Origin of the sequence: Flavihumibacter solisilvae (assembly GCF_000814475.1) — a bacterium.
GTDB classification, from domain to species: domain Bacteria; phylum Bacteroidota; class Bacteroidia; order Chitinophagales; family Chitinophagaceae; genus Flavihumibacter; species Flavihumibacter solisilvae.
Map to the genome: position 1 here is coordinate 44,960 of NZ_JSVC01000015.1, position 17,415 is coordinate 62,374.

General features: G+C 46.1%; 14 protein-coding genes. 9 read left to right on the plus strand and 5 right to left on the minus strand.

Annotation, left to right across the window (positions count from 1 at the left end):
- The first annotated feature begins 182 nt into the window (after positions 1 to 182).
- The 3 genes from OI18_RS24450 (at position 183) to OI18_RS13135 (ending at position 4,947) form a co-directional block, all read left to right on the plus strand.
- Positions 183 to 2,819: a sigma-54-dependent Fis family transcriptional regulator gene (locus OI18_RS24450; protein ID WP_052273189.1), complete on the plus strand. Its 2,637-nt coding sequence runs from the start codon at positions 183 to 185 to the stop codon at positions 2,817 to 2,819.
- A gap of 169 nt (positions 2,820 to 2,988) precedes the next feature.
- A complete protein-coding gene (locus OI18_RS13125) occupies positions 2,989 to 3,741 on the plus strand; it encodes an SDR family oxidoreductase (protein ID WP_039140459.1) in 753 nt (250 codons plus the stop codon).
- A 471-nt stretch (positions 3,742 to 4,212) separates the two neighbouring features.
- Complete coding sequence (locus OI18_RS13135) at positions 4,213 to 4,947, plus strand: alpha/beta fold hydrolase (protein ID WP_082037963.1); 735 nt, start codon at positions 4,213 to 4,215, stop codon at positions 4,945 to 4,947.
- Between the two features lie 84 nt (positions 4,948 to 5,031).
- On the opposite strand, the gene OI18_RS13140 is transcribed toward OI18_RS13135, so the two are convergent.
- The 5 genes from OI18_RS13140 to OI18_RS13160 all read right to left on the minus strand — a co-directional run bounded on the left by OI18_RS13140 (position 5,032) and on the right by OI18_RS13160 (position 12,864).
- Positions 5,032 to 6,153 carry an efflux RND transporter periplasmic adaptor subunit gene (locus OI18_RS13140; protein ID WP_039140463.1) on the minus strand — a complete coding sequence of 374 codons (1,122 nt, stop codon included), beginning with the start codon at positions 6,151 to 6,153 and terminating at the stop codon, positions 5,032 to 5,034.
- Between the two features lie 29 nt (positions 6,154 to 6,182).
- On the minus strand, positions 6,183 to 9,350 hold the full coding sequence (locus OI18_RS13145; RefSeq protein WP_039140465.1) for an efflux RND transporter permease subunit: 3,168 nt from the start codon (positions 9,348 to 9,350) through the stop codon (positions 6,183 to 6,185).
- Between the two features lie 16 nt (positions 9,351 to 9,366).
- Entirely contained in the window at positions 9,367 to 10,764 is a 1,398-nt protein-coding gene (locus OI18_RS13150; RefSeq protein ID WP_039140467.1) for a TolC family protein, read from the minus strand.
- Positions 10,765 to 10,864: 100 nt separating this feature from the next.
- Positions 10,865 to 12,184: a sensor histidine kinase gene (gene porY, locus OI18_RS23820; RefSeq protein ID WP_052273191.1), complete on the minus strand. Its 1,320-nt coding sequence runs from the start codon at positions 12,182 to 12,184 to the stop codon at positions 10,865 to 10,867.
- Positions 12,181 to 12,864, minus strand: coding sequence for a response regulator transcription factor (locus tag OI18_RS13160; RefSeq protein WP_039140468.1), 684 nt, complete (start codon positions 12,862 to 12,864; stop codon positions 12,181 to 12,183). The genes porY and OI18_RS13160 overlap by 4 nt, the downstream gene beginning before the upstream one ends.
- A gap of 207 nt (positions 12,865 to 13,071) precedes the next feature.
- Between OI18_RS13160 and OI18_RS13165 the strand changes: the two genes are divergently transcribed.
- From OI18_RS13165 to OI18_RS13190, 6 genes are all read left to right on the plus strand, one after another.
- Positions 13,072 to 13,662: a TetR/AcrR family transcriptional regulator gene (locus tag OI18_RS13165; protein WP_039140472.1), complete on the plus strand. Its 591-nt coding sequence runs from the start codon at positions 13,072 to 13,074 to the stop codon at positions 13,660 to 13,662.
- Positions 13,663 to 13,735: 73 nt separating this feature from the next.
- Positions 13,736 to 14,164, plus strand: a complete 429-nt coding sequence (locus OI18_RS13170) for an organic hydroperoxide resistance protein (protein WP_039140474.1) — start codon at positions 13,736 to 13,738, stop codon at positions 14,162 to 14,164.
- A gap of 156 nt (positions 14,165 to 14,320) precedes the next feature.
- Positions 14,321 to 14,749, plus strand: a complete 429-nt coding sequence (locus tag OI18_RS13175; RefSeq protein ID WP_039140475.1) for an organic hydroperoxide resistance protein — start codon at positions 14,321 to 14,323, stop codon at positions 14,747 to 14,749.
- A 12-nt stretch (positions 14,750 to 14,761) separates the two neighbouring features.
- A complete protein-coding gene (locus tag OI18_RS13180; protein WP_039140477.1) occupies positions 14,762 to 15,505 on the plus strand; it encodes a DUF1223 domain-containing protein in 744 nt (247 codons plus the stop codon).
- 36 nt (positions 15,506 to 15,541) lie between these two features.
- Positions 15,542 to 16,390, plus strand: coding sequence for an oxidoreductase (locus OI18_RS13185; RefSeq protein WP_039140478.1), 849 nt, complete (start codon positions 15,542 to 15,544; stop codon positions 16,388 to 16,390).
- Positions 16,391 to 16,572: 182 nt separating this feature from the next.
- The gene (locus OI18_RS13190; protein ID WP_262494009.1) at positions 16,573 to 17,415 is read left to right on the plus strand and encodes a cation diffusion facilitator family transporter; all 843 of its coding nucleotides are present in this window, start codon (positions 16,573 to 16,575) and stop codon (positions 17,413 to 17,415) included.

Consider the following 17,415-nt stretch of genomic DNA (forward strand, 5'->3'; position numbering starts at 1 on the left):
ATGGCCTCGTCGCAGGCAACAATAATGAAGTTATACCGTTTGCGACAAATTGCTTAGCCAGTTCTAAACCAATTCCTGCCGGGCTGCCGGTTTAACCGTCGGCTGATGCGACTGTGGAAATTGATCACCTATTCACCTGCCCACCGGTTTACCTATTGACATATTAACTTAAATTGCTTTCGATGAAAATGTCAGAACCTCAGGGGCCGGAAACTGCTCCATCCGAAGTCAAAGCCGAAAGGGTAAGCAATATATTGCTCGACCTGGGCCACGACATCACGAGGGTGCGGGAAAAAAATGACCTGATCATCCTGTTTACCCGGCGGATAAAGAGCTTGTTTTATTTCTCACATGCAACTGTCAGCCTGATCAGTCCACAGGACGAAACATATGGTGCTTTCCTGCTGGATAATATTTATTCGCCTTTATTGAAGGATCACCGTTACCTTAAATTGGTCACTACTCAAAACACGTTGAACGAATCCTTTATGCAGGCGGTGCTTAGATCGGATGTCCCAATCTCCTTTCTGCTGGAAGATGTGATCGACCAACCGTTATGTCCGCCTTTCCTGCCTGTTTATTACGAAGTTGGCATCAGGGAAGTGTTGATGACTAAGCTGATGATAGAAGAAAAACCAATCGGCTTCTTTCATGTCTATACGGACAGGCCAGGCAGCTTTACGCCGGAATTCCGAAGTATAATCAAAGGCATCGCTCCGCAGCTTTCAAGTGCTATCTCCAACATTCTTAAAAACGAAGAGCTTCTTAAAAAGGAGAAGGAAAAATCGTTTCTGTTGGATTTCAGCAGCGACATTGCGACCGTAAGAACAAGGGAGGAGCTGGCTGTTGCTGCAGGCGCAGCATTGAATAAATTGACTGCACTGCACGGTTATGCGATTTGCAGGATCAATCAGGATGGACAAACCATGAGCTCCTATATATTAGATGCCGGTAGGTTTACGCCGGGCGATGAAAATGAACAGGATTTCCGTGACGCCAGCTTCCCGGTCAACGATGGCCTGCAGAATCGTGTACTCGATAGTCCGATTCCTTTACTGTTCAGTATTGACCGCGAGGTACAAAGAGGAATAACATCTGTTTACCTGCATTTCTTGAAAAGTAAAGGCTATAAAACAATGGCCGGTATCAGACTGCGGAACGGTGAAACAAACCTGGGCATTCTTTGGCTGGCAATTGAAGAAATTAACATCCGGTTGTTACAAGGCATTTGTGCACAAATCTCCACCGCCATGGCGAATATCATGGCTAATGAGGAAGTTGCAAAAAAACAACGGGACCTGGCTTTCCTGTTGGATTTCAGCAGAGATGTGGCGCATGTCAGAACGAAACCGGAACTTGAAGCTGCTATCTTCAGGGTATTCGATAAATTACTGCATACGAAGTTGTCACTAATACAAGTGATAGGAGAGGATAGCGTTACCCTTTATCCATTCATGTATGACCAGGCACTGCGCAATGGATCAAATGAATATTTTGATGAAAAAGTTGTTGTGCCTGGCACAGTAAAGGAAAGCTATACGGCAAAAGTGCTTGCGAGTGAAGAGGGATTGGTATTTAATGTGGATGAAGAAGTAGCCAGCGGCAATGCCCGTGCGAAATTCTGGAAAGCGACGGGGTTGGGAAATATGTATAGTCTTCCATTGCGGGTTGGTGACAAAAATATTGGCACACTGTGGCTCCTTGCAAACAGTTTAAGTGAGTTGGTACTCCAGGGACTGGCGGCACAGATATCTATCGCCATTGCCAACATCCAGGCGAATGAAAAACTGTTTGCTTATAAGAAGCAGCTTGAAAATGAAAACCTTTACCTGAAAGAGCAGATAGGGAAGATTTACAACTTCTCTGAGATCATTGGGAGTGGGCCACAGATGCAGGAAGTTTACAAGCTAATGTCGCTTGTGGCAGATTCGAATACCACGGTATTGGTACTTGGCGAAACCGGCACCGGGAAGGAATTGATAGCAAGGGCCATTCATAATGCGTCATCGAGGAAAGATAAACTTATGGTGAAAGTGAATTGTGCCGCATTACCAGCAAATCTCGTCGAAAGTGAACTGTTCGGACATGAACGGGGTGCGTTCACCGGGGCTTTCGATCGCCGGATAGGAAAATTTGAGCTCGCTAATCAAAGCACGCTTTTTCTTGATGAGATAGGTGAACTGCCATTGGAGGCGCAGGCAAAATTACTTCGGGTGATCCAGGAACGTGAAGTGGAAAGGGTGGGTGGCAAACAGACCATTAAAGTGGATGTCCGCCTGGTAGTGGCTACCAACCGCGACCTGGAAAACGAAGTAAAGGCAGGGCGATTTCGTGCAGACCTTTTTTTCCGCCTGAATGTATTTCCAATTAATCTGCCGCCACTGCGTGACAGGATCGACGATATTGAACCACTCGCAGAATATTTCGTAGCGAAATACAGTAAGAATGCTGGTCGCAGGGTCATGAAAATATCCCCACGGGTTTTCCAGCAACTGCGCAGCTATACATGGCCAGGAAACGTACGCGAACTGGAGCACCTGATTGAGCGCAGCGTATTGCTTACTACCGAAAATACTTTGCAGGAAGTCTTCATTCCCCGTAAGCCGGCTACAGATCAGCAGGAAAACAATTTTATCATTTCCAACCGTTCCCTTGAGGAAGTTGAACGCGCTTACATTATTGAAGTGTTGAAACGATGTGCCGGTAAGATTTCGGGTACAGGTGGTGCTGCTGAGATCCTTAAAGTGCCAGGCAACACGCTGCATTCCAAAATGAAAAAACTTGGAATCACCAAGGCTGATTATTTTAGTAAATCGTAATTTCCTTTCTCCTCTCCCCCGTATTACGTGAATTCTTTCGTGCTTTCACTGAATAAAGTGAAAAAAAGTTCTACTCTTGAAAGCTAGTGGTTTGATTTTCATTCAATTAACTGTTTGGCATTTCGTTGGCCTTATTAGTAGCGAATCACAAACACAAAAATGTCAAGTTATGAAAATCGTAGTCATCGGGGGCACAGGCCTCATTGGAACAAAAGTAGTTGATAAACTTCGCCAGCTGGGTCACCAGGTTATTGTCGGTTCACCTAGTACCGGGATCAATACGATTACGGGAGAGGGACTGGCAGAAGCCATGAAAGAAACAGACGTCGTTATAGACCTCGCAAATTCTCCGTCATTTGAAGACAATGCTGTAATGGAATTCTTTAAAACCGCTGGCAAAAATCTTCTGGCAGCAGAAGTGAACGCAGGTGTCCGTCACCATATTGCGGTTTCCATCGTGGGAGTGGACCTGATAGACAGTGGCTACATGCGGGCCAAGATGATGCAGGAAAAACTGATCAGAGAATCTGGAGTATCGTACACCATTATTCGCAGTACCCAGTTCTTCGAATTTTTGGCGGGTATCGCGAGTTCCGGTGCGCAGGGTAATGAGACGCATGTATCCGGTGCAAAATTCCAGCCCATTGCAGCAGAAGATGTTTCATCTTTTGTAACCCAGACTGCATTGTCCGAGCCAATTAACGGCCACTTTGAAATCGCCGGTCCTGATCGCAGTACCATGGCTGATTTTGTTGCCCGCTACCTGCATCTTACAAACGATCCACGCAAGGTTGTATCAGATGACAAGACTCCATATTTCGGTGCTGTACTTAAGGATTCAGAACTGGTGCCCCAGGGCCAGGCTAAAGTGGGGGCCATCTCCTTCGATAAATGGATGGAAAGCCAGCTTTCAAAAGCTTAACTGGTTGCCTGCTACCTGTTGAAACGAAGATGACAGGTGTCAGCTTGCCGAGGCGGTTGTAATGGGAGTGCACTTTCTACCTGTTCGTGCACGAGGACTTCCCTACGCCGGCGTACGGTCCTAACGAAAACCGGTCAACAACACGGCAACTCACCAGGAACCAGGCAATATCTGTCCAAAAAATGATCCCGTTTTTAAAACCAATCATGATCAGCCCTTTTTTATTGTCTAACCCGCCTGTCAGCAAAGACCAGGATAAACGCCCGGATTCCCGGGTCGGCCAATCCGTCATTAAAGCAAACAAAGGCAATGAATCACCCGGTAATGCTCCAGGCCCAACAGAAATCAAACCAGGCAGATTTGAGCAAAGTATTTCTGTCGGCAGCCCGGACAATTTGTTCTGATTGATTCACACGCTAAAAATCCAGCCCTTCCGAAAAGTTCTTCCGGTATAAAATTTAAACAAACTCAATGATGAGCACTTTTAAGAATGTAGTATTGGTACACGGCGCTTTCGCCGATGGCTCGAGCTGGTCCGATGTTATTCCCCTGCTCAGAGACAATGGATTTAATGTCATCGCTGTGCAAAATCCGCTCACCTCATTGGAAGATGATGTTGATGCGACAAATAGAGCTATTGAATCTATGGATGGACCTGTCCTGCTGGTTGGGCACTCTTATGCAGGTATGGTGATTACAGAAGCAGGCAACCATCCGAATGTGGCTGGTCTTCTCTATGTCTGTGCAATGGTTCCGGATGACGGACAGTCTGTCGGTGATGTGATTAAAGGATTTAATACACCGGCCGCTGCAGAATTCAGGCAGGACAAATTTGGATTCCTGACTCTTTCATCGAAAGGAATCCATGAGAATTTTGCCCAGGATCTGCCTCCAAGATCCCGGGAGATCTTGTATGCTGTTCAGGTTCCCTGGGCTTTAAAAGCTCTGTCAGGCACTATTAATAAAGCTGCCTGGAAAACCAGGCCTTCCTGGAGCCTAATAGGTACCGATGACCAGACGCTTGGAACGGAATTACTCCGCGCAGGAGCGAACAAGATCAAGGCAACGACTCTTGAACTTAAATCCAGTCATGTTCCAATGCTTTCAATGCCCGATAGGGTGGCTGCGTATATCGGCAGGATTTCCGAAGAATTGGAGAAATCCGCGGTTTCAAAAAAAGAAGTGGAAGAGTCAATTGGTCAATAAGAGGAAGTTAATAGTTGATAAACCCTTGCTGGTAATGTGCCGCAAGGGTTTATCGTTTCTATCGCTGTTTAGCTGCAACAAGCTTTAGTCCATTTTAATTGCCTCCACGGCTGCCCCATTCCTTACTTCTTCACTGGCAAATTTTACGAGCGTATCATTTACGGAAAGATTGCCTGAGATCTCGGTCTTTCCTTCGAAAGCCCGCGTCGCAGACACGGGTATCCATATGGTCTTGTTATTTTGGATCCTGATCACAAATACACCTTCGGTAGAATTGAGTATTGCTGATGTCGGCACGACAAGTGACCGCTGTCCCTTGAGTAAAGGAATCCGGACTTCCGCTACCATTCCCGGCAGCAGCTTTTTTTCTGTATTGTCAACATCCATTTCAATTCTTTCTGCCCTCAGGCGATTATCGAGGGCACCTGCAAGTCGGGTGATTGTGGCTGTGAATGTGTCAGTTGGCAATGATCGAAATGTGAATGTCACTTTACTATTGTTGCTAAGGTAACCGGAATATGCTTCAGGTACACTCACTACAAGCCTTAGCTTTTTTTGCTCTACCAGAGTAAAGATGGGAAACTCGGATCCACGGCCGGAGGGTCCGACATAAGCGCCTGCACTTACATTCCGGGAAGAAATGACCCCGCTAAATGGAGCGCGGATCTGCAGGTAATTCCTGTTGCTCACCACTTCATTATATTGAGCACGTGCAGCATTCAGCGAGGCTTCATCAGATTGTTGTCTTGCCAAAGCCAGTTCAAGATCGTTCGGTGAAATGGTACCTGGTGTTTTGCTGGTTTCCAGAAGGCGATTGTAGGTCGCCATGCTGCCTGTATGGATCGCTTCCTGCATCTTCAATCTCGAAGCTGCCGCCGATAGCTGCGAGTTGATTTCGGGTGCTTCCAGTGTAGCGAGCAACTGACCGGCTTTCACTTCGCTTCCGACATCAGCGTAAAGTTTCGCAACGAAGCTGTTAACTTTTGCAAACAGGTCTACATGCTGGTATGCAGCGAGTTCACCAGGTATTTTGATTGATGTCGAAAGTGAATCTTCCTGCAGGCGGATGGCTGCAATTGAGGCAGGTCCTGCCGGGGCCACTGCGGCCTTTGCTTCATTATTAGCGTGCGAAGAATTGCAGGCCTGCAGTATCAGCAATGGCAAGCCGGCCAATAACAATCCGGATATGTGCGGTAAGTATTTCATAATATTCTATTAGCGGTTTATGGTTTCAGTTATATGCTTGATGGTATGTAATGAATGCTCTCTTCGTCTTCCGGATCCAGTGAAACGCTGGTTGTCGTTGCCTTCTGTTGTCCCCATGCGAAGGCCAGTGGCAAAACGAACAACGCGGCGAAGGTGGAAGCGACCAGTCCGCCTATTACAGCTCTTCCCAACGGCGAAGACTGGTCGCCCGCTTCGCCGATACCTAATGCCATGGGAATCATTCCTACCACCATGGCCACCGCAGTCATCACAATCGGGCGAAGCCTCAGTGACGCCGCTTCCCTTGCTGAAGAAATGGCATTGCCATTAATTTTTCTTAGCTGCTCTGCGTTGGTTATCAGCAGGACTGCATTGGATATGGATACACCCACCGACATAATTATTCCCATATATGACTGCAGGTTCAGTGTAGATCCCCAGGCCAACAGCAGCGCAAGCGACCCGATCAGCACAGCTGGCACCGTCGCCAGGACTACACCGGATACCTTAAACGACTGGAAGTTCGCTGCAAGCATCAGGAAAATCACCACTATCGCAACGATCAATCCGCTCTGCAGACTGTTAAGTGTGTCCGTCAGGGTTGTGCTCATTCCGATCAGTTCAACGTTAAGTCCTCTCGGCAATTCGCCAAGACCGGCTTTAGCCTTGTCGACATCATTTATTGCTGTTGCAAGGTCTTCCTTATTGACATTGGCTGTAACCGTCAACATGGGGATGGACCCAAGGTTATCGATTTCACCATAGGCCAGTCCATCGCTGAACGTTGCCACATCACCCAGGTTCGGCCGTGAGCCATTCCTAAGGACGGGAATCTGGCTGATATCATCCTTGCTGGAAATTTTGTCTTCCGGCACCTGCACCTGAACCCCATAACTGTATCCGGCATTCTCATCTACCCAGATATTTTTTTCAGTATACCGCGATGAAGAAGTCGATGCGATCAATGACCTTGATACATCACTGATATCCAGGCCGAGCTGCGCTGCCCTGGCACGATCGATATTAATATTGATCGCAGGGTAATGAATGGACTGACCGATCTGGACGTCCCTCAGATAAGGGATCTTTTTCATTTCAGTTACCATTTTCTGCGCATATTCTTCATTTAGTTTTTTATTCCTTCCTGAAAATCGGACCTCGATTGGTGTAGGTGATCCCTGGCTCAGGATCTTGTCGGTCAGTTCAATTGGCTCGAACGACAGTTTCATTAAAGGGTTCAGTGCCGCTGCTTTTTTTCTTATTGAATCCTTCAGTTCATCGAGGTTAGTGCTGTAGTGTTCACTTAATGCAACCTGTACTACAGATTCATGTGGGCCGGCCATCCATAGATATATGGGACTGATGGAAAACAATTGCGGATGGTTGCCGACATATGCAGACGTGATCGAAATATTATCTTTCCCGATAAGATCTTTTACGGCGTCTATGAATTGGAGAGTTTGGGTTTCAGTCCGCTCGATACGTGTGCCATCGGGCAGGCGTAAGCGCACCTGGAATTGCTTGCCGTTTACTTTGGGAAGTACATCCCGGCCAATACTGTTTACGAGTAATGCAGCGAGTCCGCAGGCCAGCACAATATACCCGGCAACTATAGGTTTACGGTATGGCATCATCCTGTCTATGAACCGCAGGTAGCGTTGGCGGATCTTTTCAAACAAACCTTTTTTATGCGCATTATGTTCTTCCAGTACCGCATGGTGTTTCCCCTTCATCAGCCAGTTGGATAGGATAGGAACGAAAGTCTGCGCCAGGAAATAAGATGTTATCATGCTGAAGCCGATTGCGAGCGCCAGCGGCAGAAATAAAGAACCGGGGATGCCACCCATCGTGAATGCAGGTGCAAACACTGCAAGGATACACAGGAGGATCAGCAGTTTGGGAAATGCGATCTCCTTACATGCATCCCAGATGGCGAGCGACTTAGGTTTTCCCATATCAAGATGCTGGTGAATATTCTCAATAGTGACGGTGCTTTCATCAACAAGAATCCCAATAGCCAGGGCAAGTCCGCTCAGCGTCATGATATTGATTGTCTGGCCGAACAAGTTCAGGAACAGAACGGATGAGATTACGGAAATAGGAATAGTCAGGATTACAATTATCGCTCCGCGCAGGTCGGCGAGGAAGAGCAATACCATCAACCCGGTAAGGATCGCACCGATAATTCCTTCGCTCAGCAGGCTCTTTACAGAGTTCATCACATAATCAGACTGGTCAAATTCATAACTAAGTTTCACGTCTTCGGGAAGTTGCGACTGGATTTTAGGAATGGATTTCTTTAAATTCTGCACAACTTCCCAGGTGGAGGCATCTGCATTTTTGGCAATACTCAGGTATACAGACCTTCTGCCATTAACGAGGCCATACCCCGCCGTAATGTCTGCACCGTCTTCAATAGTCGCAACATCGCGGAGGTAAAGATTCTGAATTCCACCTTTGAATAATGGGATGTCGCCAAATTCCTTTACCGTTTTGATCGTTGTATTGGCCGGAGTAATATAGTTCTTATCGCCTATCCTGACATTGCCCGATGGCGCTGTCTGGTTGTTGAGCCGGAGGGCTTCCACCAACTGGTCGGGTGTGAGGTTATGCTGCCTGAGACGATCAGGATCCGCTTTTATAACAACAGTCCTGATGTTACCGCCCAGGGGAGGGGAAGCCACCAGTCCAGGTATACTCGTGAATGAGGATCTTACATATACATTTGCCAGGTCGAGCAATTCGTTATTGCTTCGCTTGTCGCTTCTTAATACGAGTTGTCCTACAGGTAATGTGGATGCATCGAACCTGATGATGAATGGTGGGTTGGAACCAGGTGGAAAAACCGACTGGATCCTGTTGGCAAAGGCCGATACTTCAGCTGCAGCCTGTGCCATATTGGTAGCGGGGTAAAAACTAAGCTTCATCAAAGTCAGGCCCTGGATATTCTTTGTTTCAATACTCTTCAGGCCGTTTACAAAGAGAAATACATTGATATAATTTTTCGCAAAGAACGCCTCCATCTGTGCCGGAGTGTAACCGCCAAATGGATGCGAAACATATATTACGGGAAGGTCGAGTTTGGGAAAGATATCGACCTTAATGGAATTCACGGCTTTGACGCCGAAGAAGAAAAGTCCGGCTACCAGTACCAGGATAGTAATTGGTTTCCGCAGTGCGAATCGAATCAGGTTCATACGCTGCTATCTTGAATTATTGTAATTGGTTTTGGAAAACGGAATAGTCGCCGGCGGCAGCAGCCTCCAGTAACAGGGCCTGCCAGATGTTGTTGATCGCTACATCCCGGTCCGTTTCAGCTCTGACGAGTGTATATGCTGCCTGGGCTACATCAACAAGGTTCGTAAGACCGTTGCGATACAGCACTGTTTTTTGCAGGTATGCGTCGGATGCAGCCCGCACCTGTACGGGCGCTTCCTGGTAAACGGAGATGGCGTTCCGGCTTTTTGTTGCTGCGAGTTGTTGTTGGAGTTTTACCTGTTGTACCACAAGAGTGTTTTCTTCCGACAATCCCCGGCTTATGAATTTCTGCGCTTCGTATTGTTTTGACAGTCGGAATACCTGTGTAATGTTCCAGGTAGCACCGAGCCCGACGAGATAGTTGGTGCGCGTGGGTTTTATCCCGTCAAAATATCCTTTGTTGTAATTATGCTGGTCGAGCGAATAACCGCTTTCAAAACCAGATCCTCTTGTTTGTATTAACCCCACCACAGAAAAGGCAGGATAATATGATTTTTTTATCAGTCTTGCCTGCTCATCACTGACAGCGATCCTGCTTTTCGATAGTTGGAGCAACGGATGCCTTGTACTGTCAAGGGCAAATTGTTCAATTACAGGGGCTTTATAAAGCATGGATGTGTCTACCGTGAATTCAGCCGCTTCTGAACCGGTTCCAAGAAGTTGGGTCAGGTCGTTCTTTAATTGTTGTTCGGCATCGATGGCCCTTGTCAGCAGAATTTTTGCATTCGAAAAGTCTGCGTTCGCCAGGGAAGAATCGACACCTGCAACCAGGCCGTTCATTGCCCTGGCCTGTACGATTCGTCGGAGTGTGTCGGCCCTGTCGAGGTTCCTCTTATAGGAAAATGAGATCTGGTGTGCGGCAAGAAGGTTTAGGTAAACTGCGGTCACTTTTACCTGCTGCTGGAAAATCTCCTGTTGCAGGTCCTTATTATCCCTTTCTGCTACAGCTTTTGCAACGGTCACTTTTTGTTTGGCACGACCAAAAGTGAAGAAGTCCCAGTTTACGTTCGTGAGGTACAATGCACCAAATGCGGCATTCCAATTCTGGTCCGGCAAAGGCAATCCTGATGATGCGGCTGATAGTCCGCCGAATCCGTACAACGGACCATTCTGGCCGTTCACAGTGCCATAAGCCTGCTGGAACCCAAAATTCAGGTTGGGGAGATAATCTCTTTTTGCCTGCTCAACAAGCGATTGCGATGCCAGCGCATAATTGTTTTTAGCTTTAATGGTGCCATAGTTTTGGGTTGCTTTTTCTACTGCACCTTTCAGGGTCAACACCGGTTGTGCACCGGCGATCGAAAAGAAGAGAAATACAAGGCAAATGGTAAATGAAATTCTTGTCTTCAACATACACTGATTGTTTTAGCGTCTGATTTCATATGCAAAACAATCGTATGGATTTGAAGCGATTTTGAACCAATTCTGATGAGATTTTGAAGATTCTATTACGTCAGGCCGGCTCAAGTATTAATGGCGGATAGCCATGATCAGGGCGTGGCTCATTTTTGAAGTCGCCTTCTTTGTTGAATTGTACCCGGATATGGTGCCAGGACTCATGGTAATCATAACTAACTTCAAAATTGGATACTTCGCAGATCTGTTTTACAATCGCGAGACCAAGCCCGGTGCTTTCGGCCGACTGGTTACTTTTACGGAATCGCTTGAATAATTCATCCGGTGGCAATTCTGGTGGAAGGCCTGTATTTGAAATATAGAGATGCGAATTGGTAAGCTCAAGGTCTATGGATCCTCCTTCGATATTATGCCGGATTGCATTACTGATCAGGTTGTTTAACAGTATTTCTGCTAAAGTCTGGTGAATGTTCAGGTAAATGCCACTGTCCATCCTGCTGTTTATTTTGAGTTGCTTCAGTTCGATCCTGTCGTTATACATTCCCACAACTTCTTTAGCCAGCCTGCAGAACTTGATCTGTGATGGCTTGAATTCAAGGTTGTCCAGTTTTGTCAGCAGCGTTAGTGACCTGTTGATCCGGGATAGCTTTTCAATGGCGATCTGCATTTCCTCGATCAGTTTTGCCTGGGGTTCATCAATGCCCGTTTCCGCAAGAAGTTCAAGTTTGCTTTGCAATACTGCAAGAGGTGTCTGTAGTTCATGAGACGCATTTTCGCTGAATTCTTTTACTGCTGTATAATCCTCGATTGCCTTATCGGTCATGTGCGATACGAAACAATTGAGTTCCTTGAACTCTTTTGTAGTAGTTTGCATCAACCTGACCTTGTCCTTTTTGGTAATGTCAAATTGTTTAATGGCGCTCATGGTATGCCTGAATGGCGACAACAGGTATCTCGAAAGCAGGGCGCCGGAAATTACGACAGCAACAGCTATAAGCAGGAGTTTCCAGACAAGTGTCCATACCAGCGAGCTGAAATAGAGATAACTGCGTGTGACGTAATTGTAAGATGTCACTTTGTATGTATCATTACCTGCCTGGTACCAGGAAATGACATTAAGACGATGTTCATTCCTGCCTATATGACTATTGTAATGCTCTGTTTCCTGGACCTGCGTTTTGGAATGCGGTATATTGCCAGTGATCCTGGTTATCGTAATTGGTGTGCCGGTAGTATTGATATCCCTTACACCAGCCAGTAGCAGAGCGCCGATGGAATCATTCTGGGCGGTGAGACGTTGGGTTTCATGTTCCCTTATATGCTTTGCAATAGAATTACGGGCAGTAAACATCGTCAGGCACATGATGAGCACGATGATAACAATATACCAGAATGTTATTTTACTGATCAACTTCATACCTTGTTCGCATTAAACTTATACCCCACACCATAAACGGTTTCAATATAGTCTGCGCCCCTGGCTGCGCTGATTTTTTTCCGCAGGTTTTTAACGTGTTGGTATACAAAGTCAAAATTGGCCAGGTTGTCTGTATAGTCGCCCCACAGGTGAGTGGCGATGGCCTGGCGCGACAATACCCTGTTTTTATTGATCAGGAAGTAGAGTAAAAGGTCGTACTCCTTTCTGGTTACGTCAAGCGGGGTGTCGTTCACCAGGACTTCCATCCTGTCGGTGTCGAGCGAAATATCATTAAATATAATAGTGTCTGTTCCTTCAAGTTTCTTCCTTCGGTAAATGGCTTTCAGCCTTGCGTTCAGTTCGGAAAGGTGGAACGGTTTGGTCAGGTAGTCATCAGCGCCGTTTTCCAGTCCATTTATTTTGTCATCCAACGCATCCCGTGCTGAAATGATCAGCAGACCGCTTGAAATTTGTTTGTTTTTAATGAAATCCAGGATATCAAAGCCGCTGCCATCAGGTAACATCAGGTCCAGCAGGATGCAGTCATAGCTGAACATCAGCAATTTGTCCTCCGCAGTTTTTACATCATGGGCGCGTTCATATACATAGCCTTCTCCCTGCAGGAAGTTGCAAATACTGTCAGCGAGCTGCCGGTTGTCCTCAATTACAAGTACTTTCATGACCGTTAAAATTGGACAAACAATCTGATGGAATCTTGAAGTTTATTTAAACCTGCTTTGCCGTTCCAAATGTACGGTTTTGAAGGCGTTATGCTATTGTAGCCAACAGGTCGATCCGGCAATAGGTGAAAGATATCTTAAAAGGAACCATATAATTTGGAAAACTGACCGAACGGTCACTATATTTGTGTTGTCAATTCAAACAGCATGTCAAAAGGAGAAGCAACAAGGCAGTTTATCATCGAGAAAGCCGCTCCCATTTTTAATAAAAAGGGAATTGCTGCTACTGCCATGAGCGACATTATGGATGCAACCAAGCTTGCAAAAGGTAGTCTATATGTGCATTTTGAAAATAAAGATGTACTGGCGGCGGAAGTAGTTGACCACAATTTGAATCTTGGAAGAAAGAAGTTGCAGGCAGCCCTTAATATTGCTGGTACCTCGAAAGAGAAGTTATTTACCTATATAGATGTTGTTACTGATATCCTGAATCCGCCTGTTCCTGGTGGGTGCCCGATGATCAATTTTGGAATGGAAGCAGATGATACCAACCCGGAGATTAAGCAAAAGATCAACCAGGCAATAGAATCGACCCAACAGTGGATATCAGATATTATTAAACAGGGAATCAAGGCAGGAGAGTTCCGGCCGGACTGGAACCACAAGGAGTTCGCAACTATCATGTTTGCCATGGTAGAGGGTGGAATAGTGATAGGCCGGGTCGCAGGAAATAACACAAAAATTAAAGCTATAGGAAAGGCACTCAAGCAAATGATAAGCAGCCAGCAGCTTACTTAATTTTTTTTGCTTCATAAGTGACCGAACGGTCATATTTGAATAACGTTTTATCTTAATCATTAAACAACAAACGATGCAAACAGCAATCAGAACAGGTGAACAAGTATTGTACACTGCTAAGACTCACACAACAGGTGGCCGTAACGGCGCATCCAAAAGTTCCGATGGAAGACTTGATTTGAAACTGACACACCCGGGTGGTAAAGGCGAAGGCACAAACCCGGAGCAACTCTTTGCAACAGGATGGTCGGCGTGTTTTATCAGTGCGTTGGAAATTTCAGCAGCCGGAGCAGGCTTTAAATTACCTGCCGAAACAGCTATTGATGCCGAAATCGACCTGGCAAAATATGACCAGGGTTATTTCCTGAAAGCCCGCATGAATGTAAGTCTTCCGGGCCTCGACCGGGAAACAGCCTTCAAATTGATCGAGGAGGCGCATAATACCTGTCCTTACTCGAAATTGTCAAGGGGTAATATTGATGTCGAGTTTAATCTGATTTAAAACTCAGGTATCATGAAGGCAGTACGGATCATGAAGGTAGGGTGGCGTAAGGAATATCAGAAGTAACTCAAAAACGGAAAGTAATTTTTTTTAATTCAGAAATGACCGAACGGTCATTTAGGCTACGAATTTATCTTAATCATTAAACAACAAACAATGCAAACAGCAATTAAAACAGGTGAACAAGTATTATATACTGCCAAGACTCGCACTACAGGCGGCCGTAACGGCGCATCCAGGAGTTCCGATGGAAGACTGGACTTGAAACTGACTCACCCAGGCGGTAAAGGCGAAGGCACAAACCCTGAGCAATTATTTGCAACAGGATGGTCGGCATGTTTTATCGGTGCTTTAGAAATTGCGGCGGCCGGATCAGGCCTCAAACTGCCTGCAGACACAGCCATTGATGCCGAAGTGGACCTGGCAAAATATGACCAGGGTTATTTCCTGAAAGCCCGCATGAATGTAAGTCTTCCGGGCCTCGACGAGGAAACTGCCTTCAAATTGATCAATGAAGCACATAATACCTGTCCTTATTCAAAATTATCAAAGGGTAATATTGACGTCGAATTTAATTTAATCTAAAAATCAGTCATCATGAATGCAGTTGGTACAGTGCTGTTATTCGGTAGTTTATGGGGAGCGTTTTACCTGTCAGGGGCAAAAGCTCGCGAGGCAGAAAAGAATGAAGGATTCGCAGTCGTTGAATTATTCACATCCGAGGGCTGCTCAAGTTGTCCGCCTGCTGACAGGCTGATCGAAAAGCTCAGTGCTTCCAACCAGGACAAACCTGTGTACATCATGGCATATCATGTTGATTATTGGGATCACCAGGGCTGGAAGGACAGGTTCAGCTCCGGTGATTACTCCCGCAGGCAAAATCAGTACGCAGATTGGTTACGTGTTCAATCATTGTACACGCCGCAAATTGTCGTGAACGGATCTGAAGAGTATGTGGGATCAGATGAACAGTCAGTTACAAATGCCATTTCCAGATCATTAGGGAACAAATCAACAGACGAATTGGTATTGAACAGTCGCATAGAAGGGAAGGATATCAACGTCAGTTACGAGGCAAAAAGTAAAGGTCAGGATGTGAACCTCGTGTTTGCCCTGGTTCAGAAAAAAGCTCAATCGGATGTAAGAGCCGGGGAAAATACCGGCAGGAAATTATCACATGTACAGATAGTCAGGAAACTTGACCAGGTAAAAATCAGTGATAAAGGAAAGGCAACTATCCCGCTACCTGCGGATATTAAAGGCAATGACTGGGAATTGATAGGCTTTGTTCAAAATACAGCTAACGGACAGATCACAGCTGCTGCTAAAAGTGCACTCTGATCATTTCCACCATTAATCATTTATCAAACTTTTTTTATGAAACAAAACCAGGTATGGTTTGTTACCGGGGCTTCAAAAGGCTTTGGTTTCGAAATAACAAAAGCCGCGCTTAAAGCCGGTCACAAAGTAGTGGCCACCGTGAGGAGCAATCCCGGTCGGCTTAGTTCCCAGTTTAATAGCAAGGACCTGTTTGTCGTAGTGCTCGACGTTACAAAAGAAGGGCAGGTCAAAGACGGAGTAAAACAGGCAATTGACCAATTCGGAAGGATAGATGTGCTCGTGAATAATGCGGGTTTCGGCTTGCTTGGCGCAATAGAAGAAATCTCGGATTCAGAAGCGAAAAGGCAATTTGATACCAACGTATTTGGCTTACTGAACGTCACAAGAGCTGTCCTGCCATTCATGCGAAAGGAACGCTTGGGGCATATTATTAACATCTCATCTGTTCTCGGGTATGCCACATTGTTTCCCGGACTCGCGATCTATAGCGCAACCAAGTTTGCCGTGGAAGGAATTTCAGAAGGGCTTTCGCTGGAACTCGAACCGTTTGGCATCTCTGTTACGGCAGTGGCACCCGGACTTTTCCGAACGGATTTTACTTCCAGTGACTCGTATCAGAATGCAGAAGCAGAACTGGAAGCGTATAAAGACACAGTGGGCCTGCGCAGGGTAGCAGTGAAAGACCTGCATGGCAACCAGCCCGGTGATCCGGCGAAACTTGCGTCTGTAGTTGTGCAGATCGCATCTGGTGATCACCCGCCGCGGCATCTGCCGATTGGAAGGGATTCTGTAGCTGCCATCAGGGCAAAATATAATTCAACAGCGAAGGAAGTGGATGAATGGGAGGAACTATCCAGCAGTACGGATCATGCAGTAGTTGCATAACTTTGGAAAACCCAGATACAGAGCCCGGCAGGACTAATAGTCCACGGGCTTTTTTTGACTTTATTCCGTAGCATCAGAAATTATTGTGATGATTGTTTGGAACGGGATCGGATTCTGCGTTACTTGGGATCCGAATTCCCTTGGGCCAACATATACATAGTAAAAACAGTCCTCATCCCCATGTGCATGACACGGGAAATATTGCTGTTGCCTTTGTGATGAATACTCTATTTGCCGTAGTTGAACTGGCAGGTGGACTGATCACCAACAGTGTTGCCATTCTTTCAGACGCATTGCATGATTTTGGTGACAGCTTATCACTTGGAACAGCCTGGTACTTCCAGCGCAAAAGCCGAAAGGCCAGTTCGGAATCTTACAATTATGGCTACCTGCGATTCTCATTAGTAGGAGCATTTATCAATGCAGTTGTACTGCTGGTCGGAAGCATCTTTATCATCCATGAAGCAGTCAGCAGGTTGACGAAGCCGGTACAGCCTGATCCGGGTGGTATGATCATACTTGCAGTTTTGGGAATTGTGGTCAATGGTGCTGCTATGCTCAGGCTCCGGAAAGGAAGTAGTGTGAATGAAAAAATGGTGTCCATTCACTTCCTTGAAGATGTATTGGGTTGGCTGGCAGTAATGATCGGCGCCGTGGTCATGATGTTTAAAGATATTCCTGTGTTGGACCCGATCCTGTCCCTGGCTATCGCAGCTTTTGTGTTGTTTAATGTATATCGAAATATAAAACCGGCATTCCAGATCATTTTGCAGGGCGCTCCGGATGGACTTGGTGAAACTGAAATCAGGCAACTGGTGGTTGACGGGACAGAAGTTCTTGATCTCCATGATTTTCATTTGTGGACACTCGACGGTGAACATCACATTTTATCGATGCATATTGTCGTTAACAGGAATATGGATCTGAAAAATGCTGAAGTGTTAAAAGAGAATATCAAACGGAAACTTCATGAACTGCATATTACCCACGCTACAATCGAAGTTGAGTATGACCCGGATCATTGA

What these genes read in the sequence shown, in the direction of transcription:
- OI18_RS24450 (WP_052273189.1), top strand. Translation starts at nt 183, where the DNA reads ATGAAAATGTCAGAACCTCAGGGGCCGGAAACTGCTCCATCCGAAGTC.
- OI18_RS13135 (WP_082037963.1), top strand. Translation starts at nt 4,213, where the DNA reads ATGATGAGCACTTTTAAGAATGTAGTATTGGTACACGGCGCTTTCGCC.
- porY (WP_052273191.1), bottom strand. Translation starts at nt 12,184, where the DNA reads ATGAAGTTGATCAGTAAAATAACATTCTGGTATATTGTTATCATCGTG.
- OI18_RS13145 (WP_039140465.1), bottom strand. Translation starts at nt 9,350, where the DNA reads ATGAACCTGATTCGATTCGCACTGCGGAAACCAATTACTATCCTGGTA.
- OI18_RS13170 (WP_039140474.1), top strand. Translation starts at nt 13,736, where the DNA reads ATGCAAACAGCAATCAGAACAGGTGAACAAGTATTGTACACTGCTAAG.
- OI18_RS13165 (WP_039140472.1), top strand. Translation starts at nt 13,072, where the DNA reads ATGTCAAAAGGAGAAGCAACAAGGCAGTTTATCATCGAGAAAGCCGCT.
- OI18_RS13185 (WP_039140478.1), top strand. Translation starts at nt 15,542, where the DNA reads ATGAAACAAAACCAGGTATGGTTTGTTACCGGGGCTTCAAAAGGCTTT.
- OI18_RS13150 (WP_039140467.1), bottom strand. Translation starts at nt 10,764, where the DNA reads ATGTTGAAGACAAGAATTTCATTTACCATTTGCCTTGTATTTCTCTTC.
- OI18_RS13180 (WP_039140477.1), top strand. Translation starts at nt 14,762, where the DNA reads ATGAATGCAGTTGGTACAGTGCTGTTATTCGGTAGTTTATGGGGAGCG.
- OI18_RS13125 (WP_039140459.1), top strand. Translation starts at nt 2,989, where the DNA reads ATGAAAATCGTAGTCATCGGGGGCACAGGCCTCATTGGAACAAAAGTA.
- OI18_RS13140 (WP_039140463.1), bottom strand. Translation starts at nt 6,153, where the DNA reads ATGAAATACTTACCGCACATATCCGGATTGTTATTGGCCGGCTTGCCA.
- OI18_RS13160 (WP_039140468.1), bottom strand. Translation starts at nt 12,864, where the DNA reads ATGAAAGTACTTGTAATTGAGGACAACCGGCAGCTCGCTGACAGTATT.
- OI18_RS13175 (WP_039140475.1), top strand. Translation starts at nt 14,321, where the DNA reads ATGCAAACAGCAATTAAAACAGGTGAACAAGTATTATATACTGCCAAG.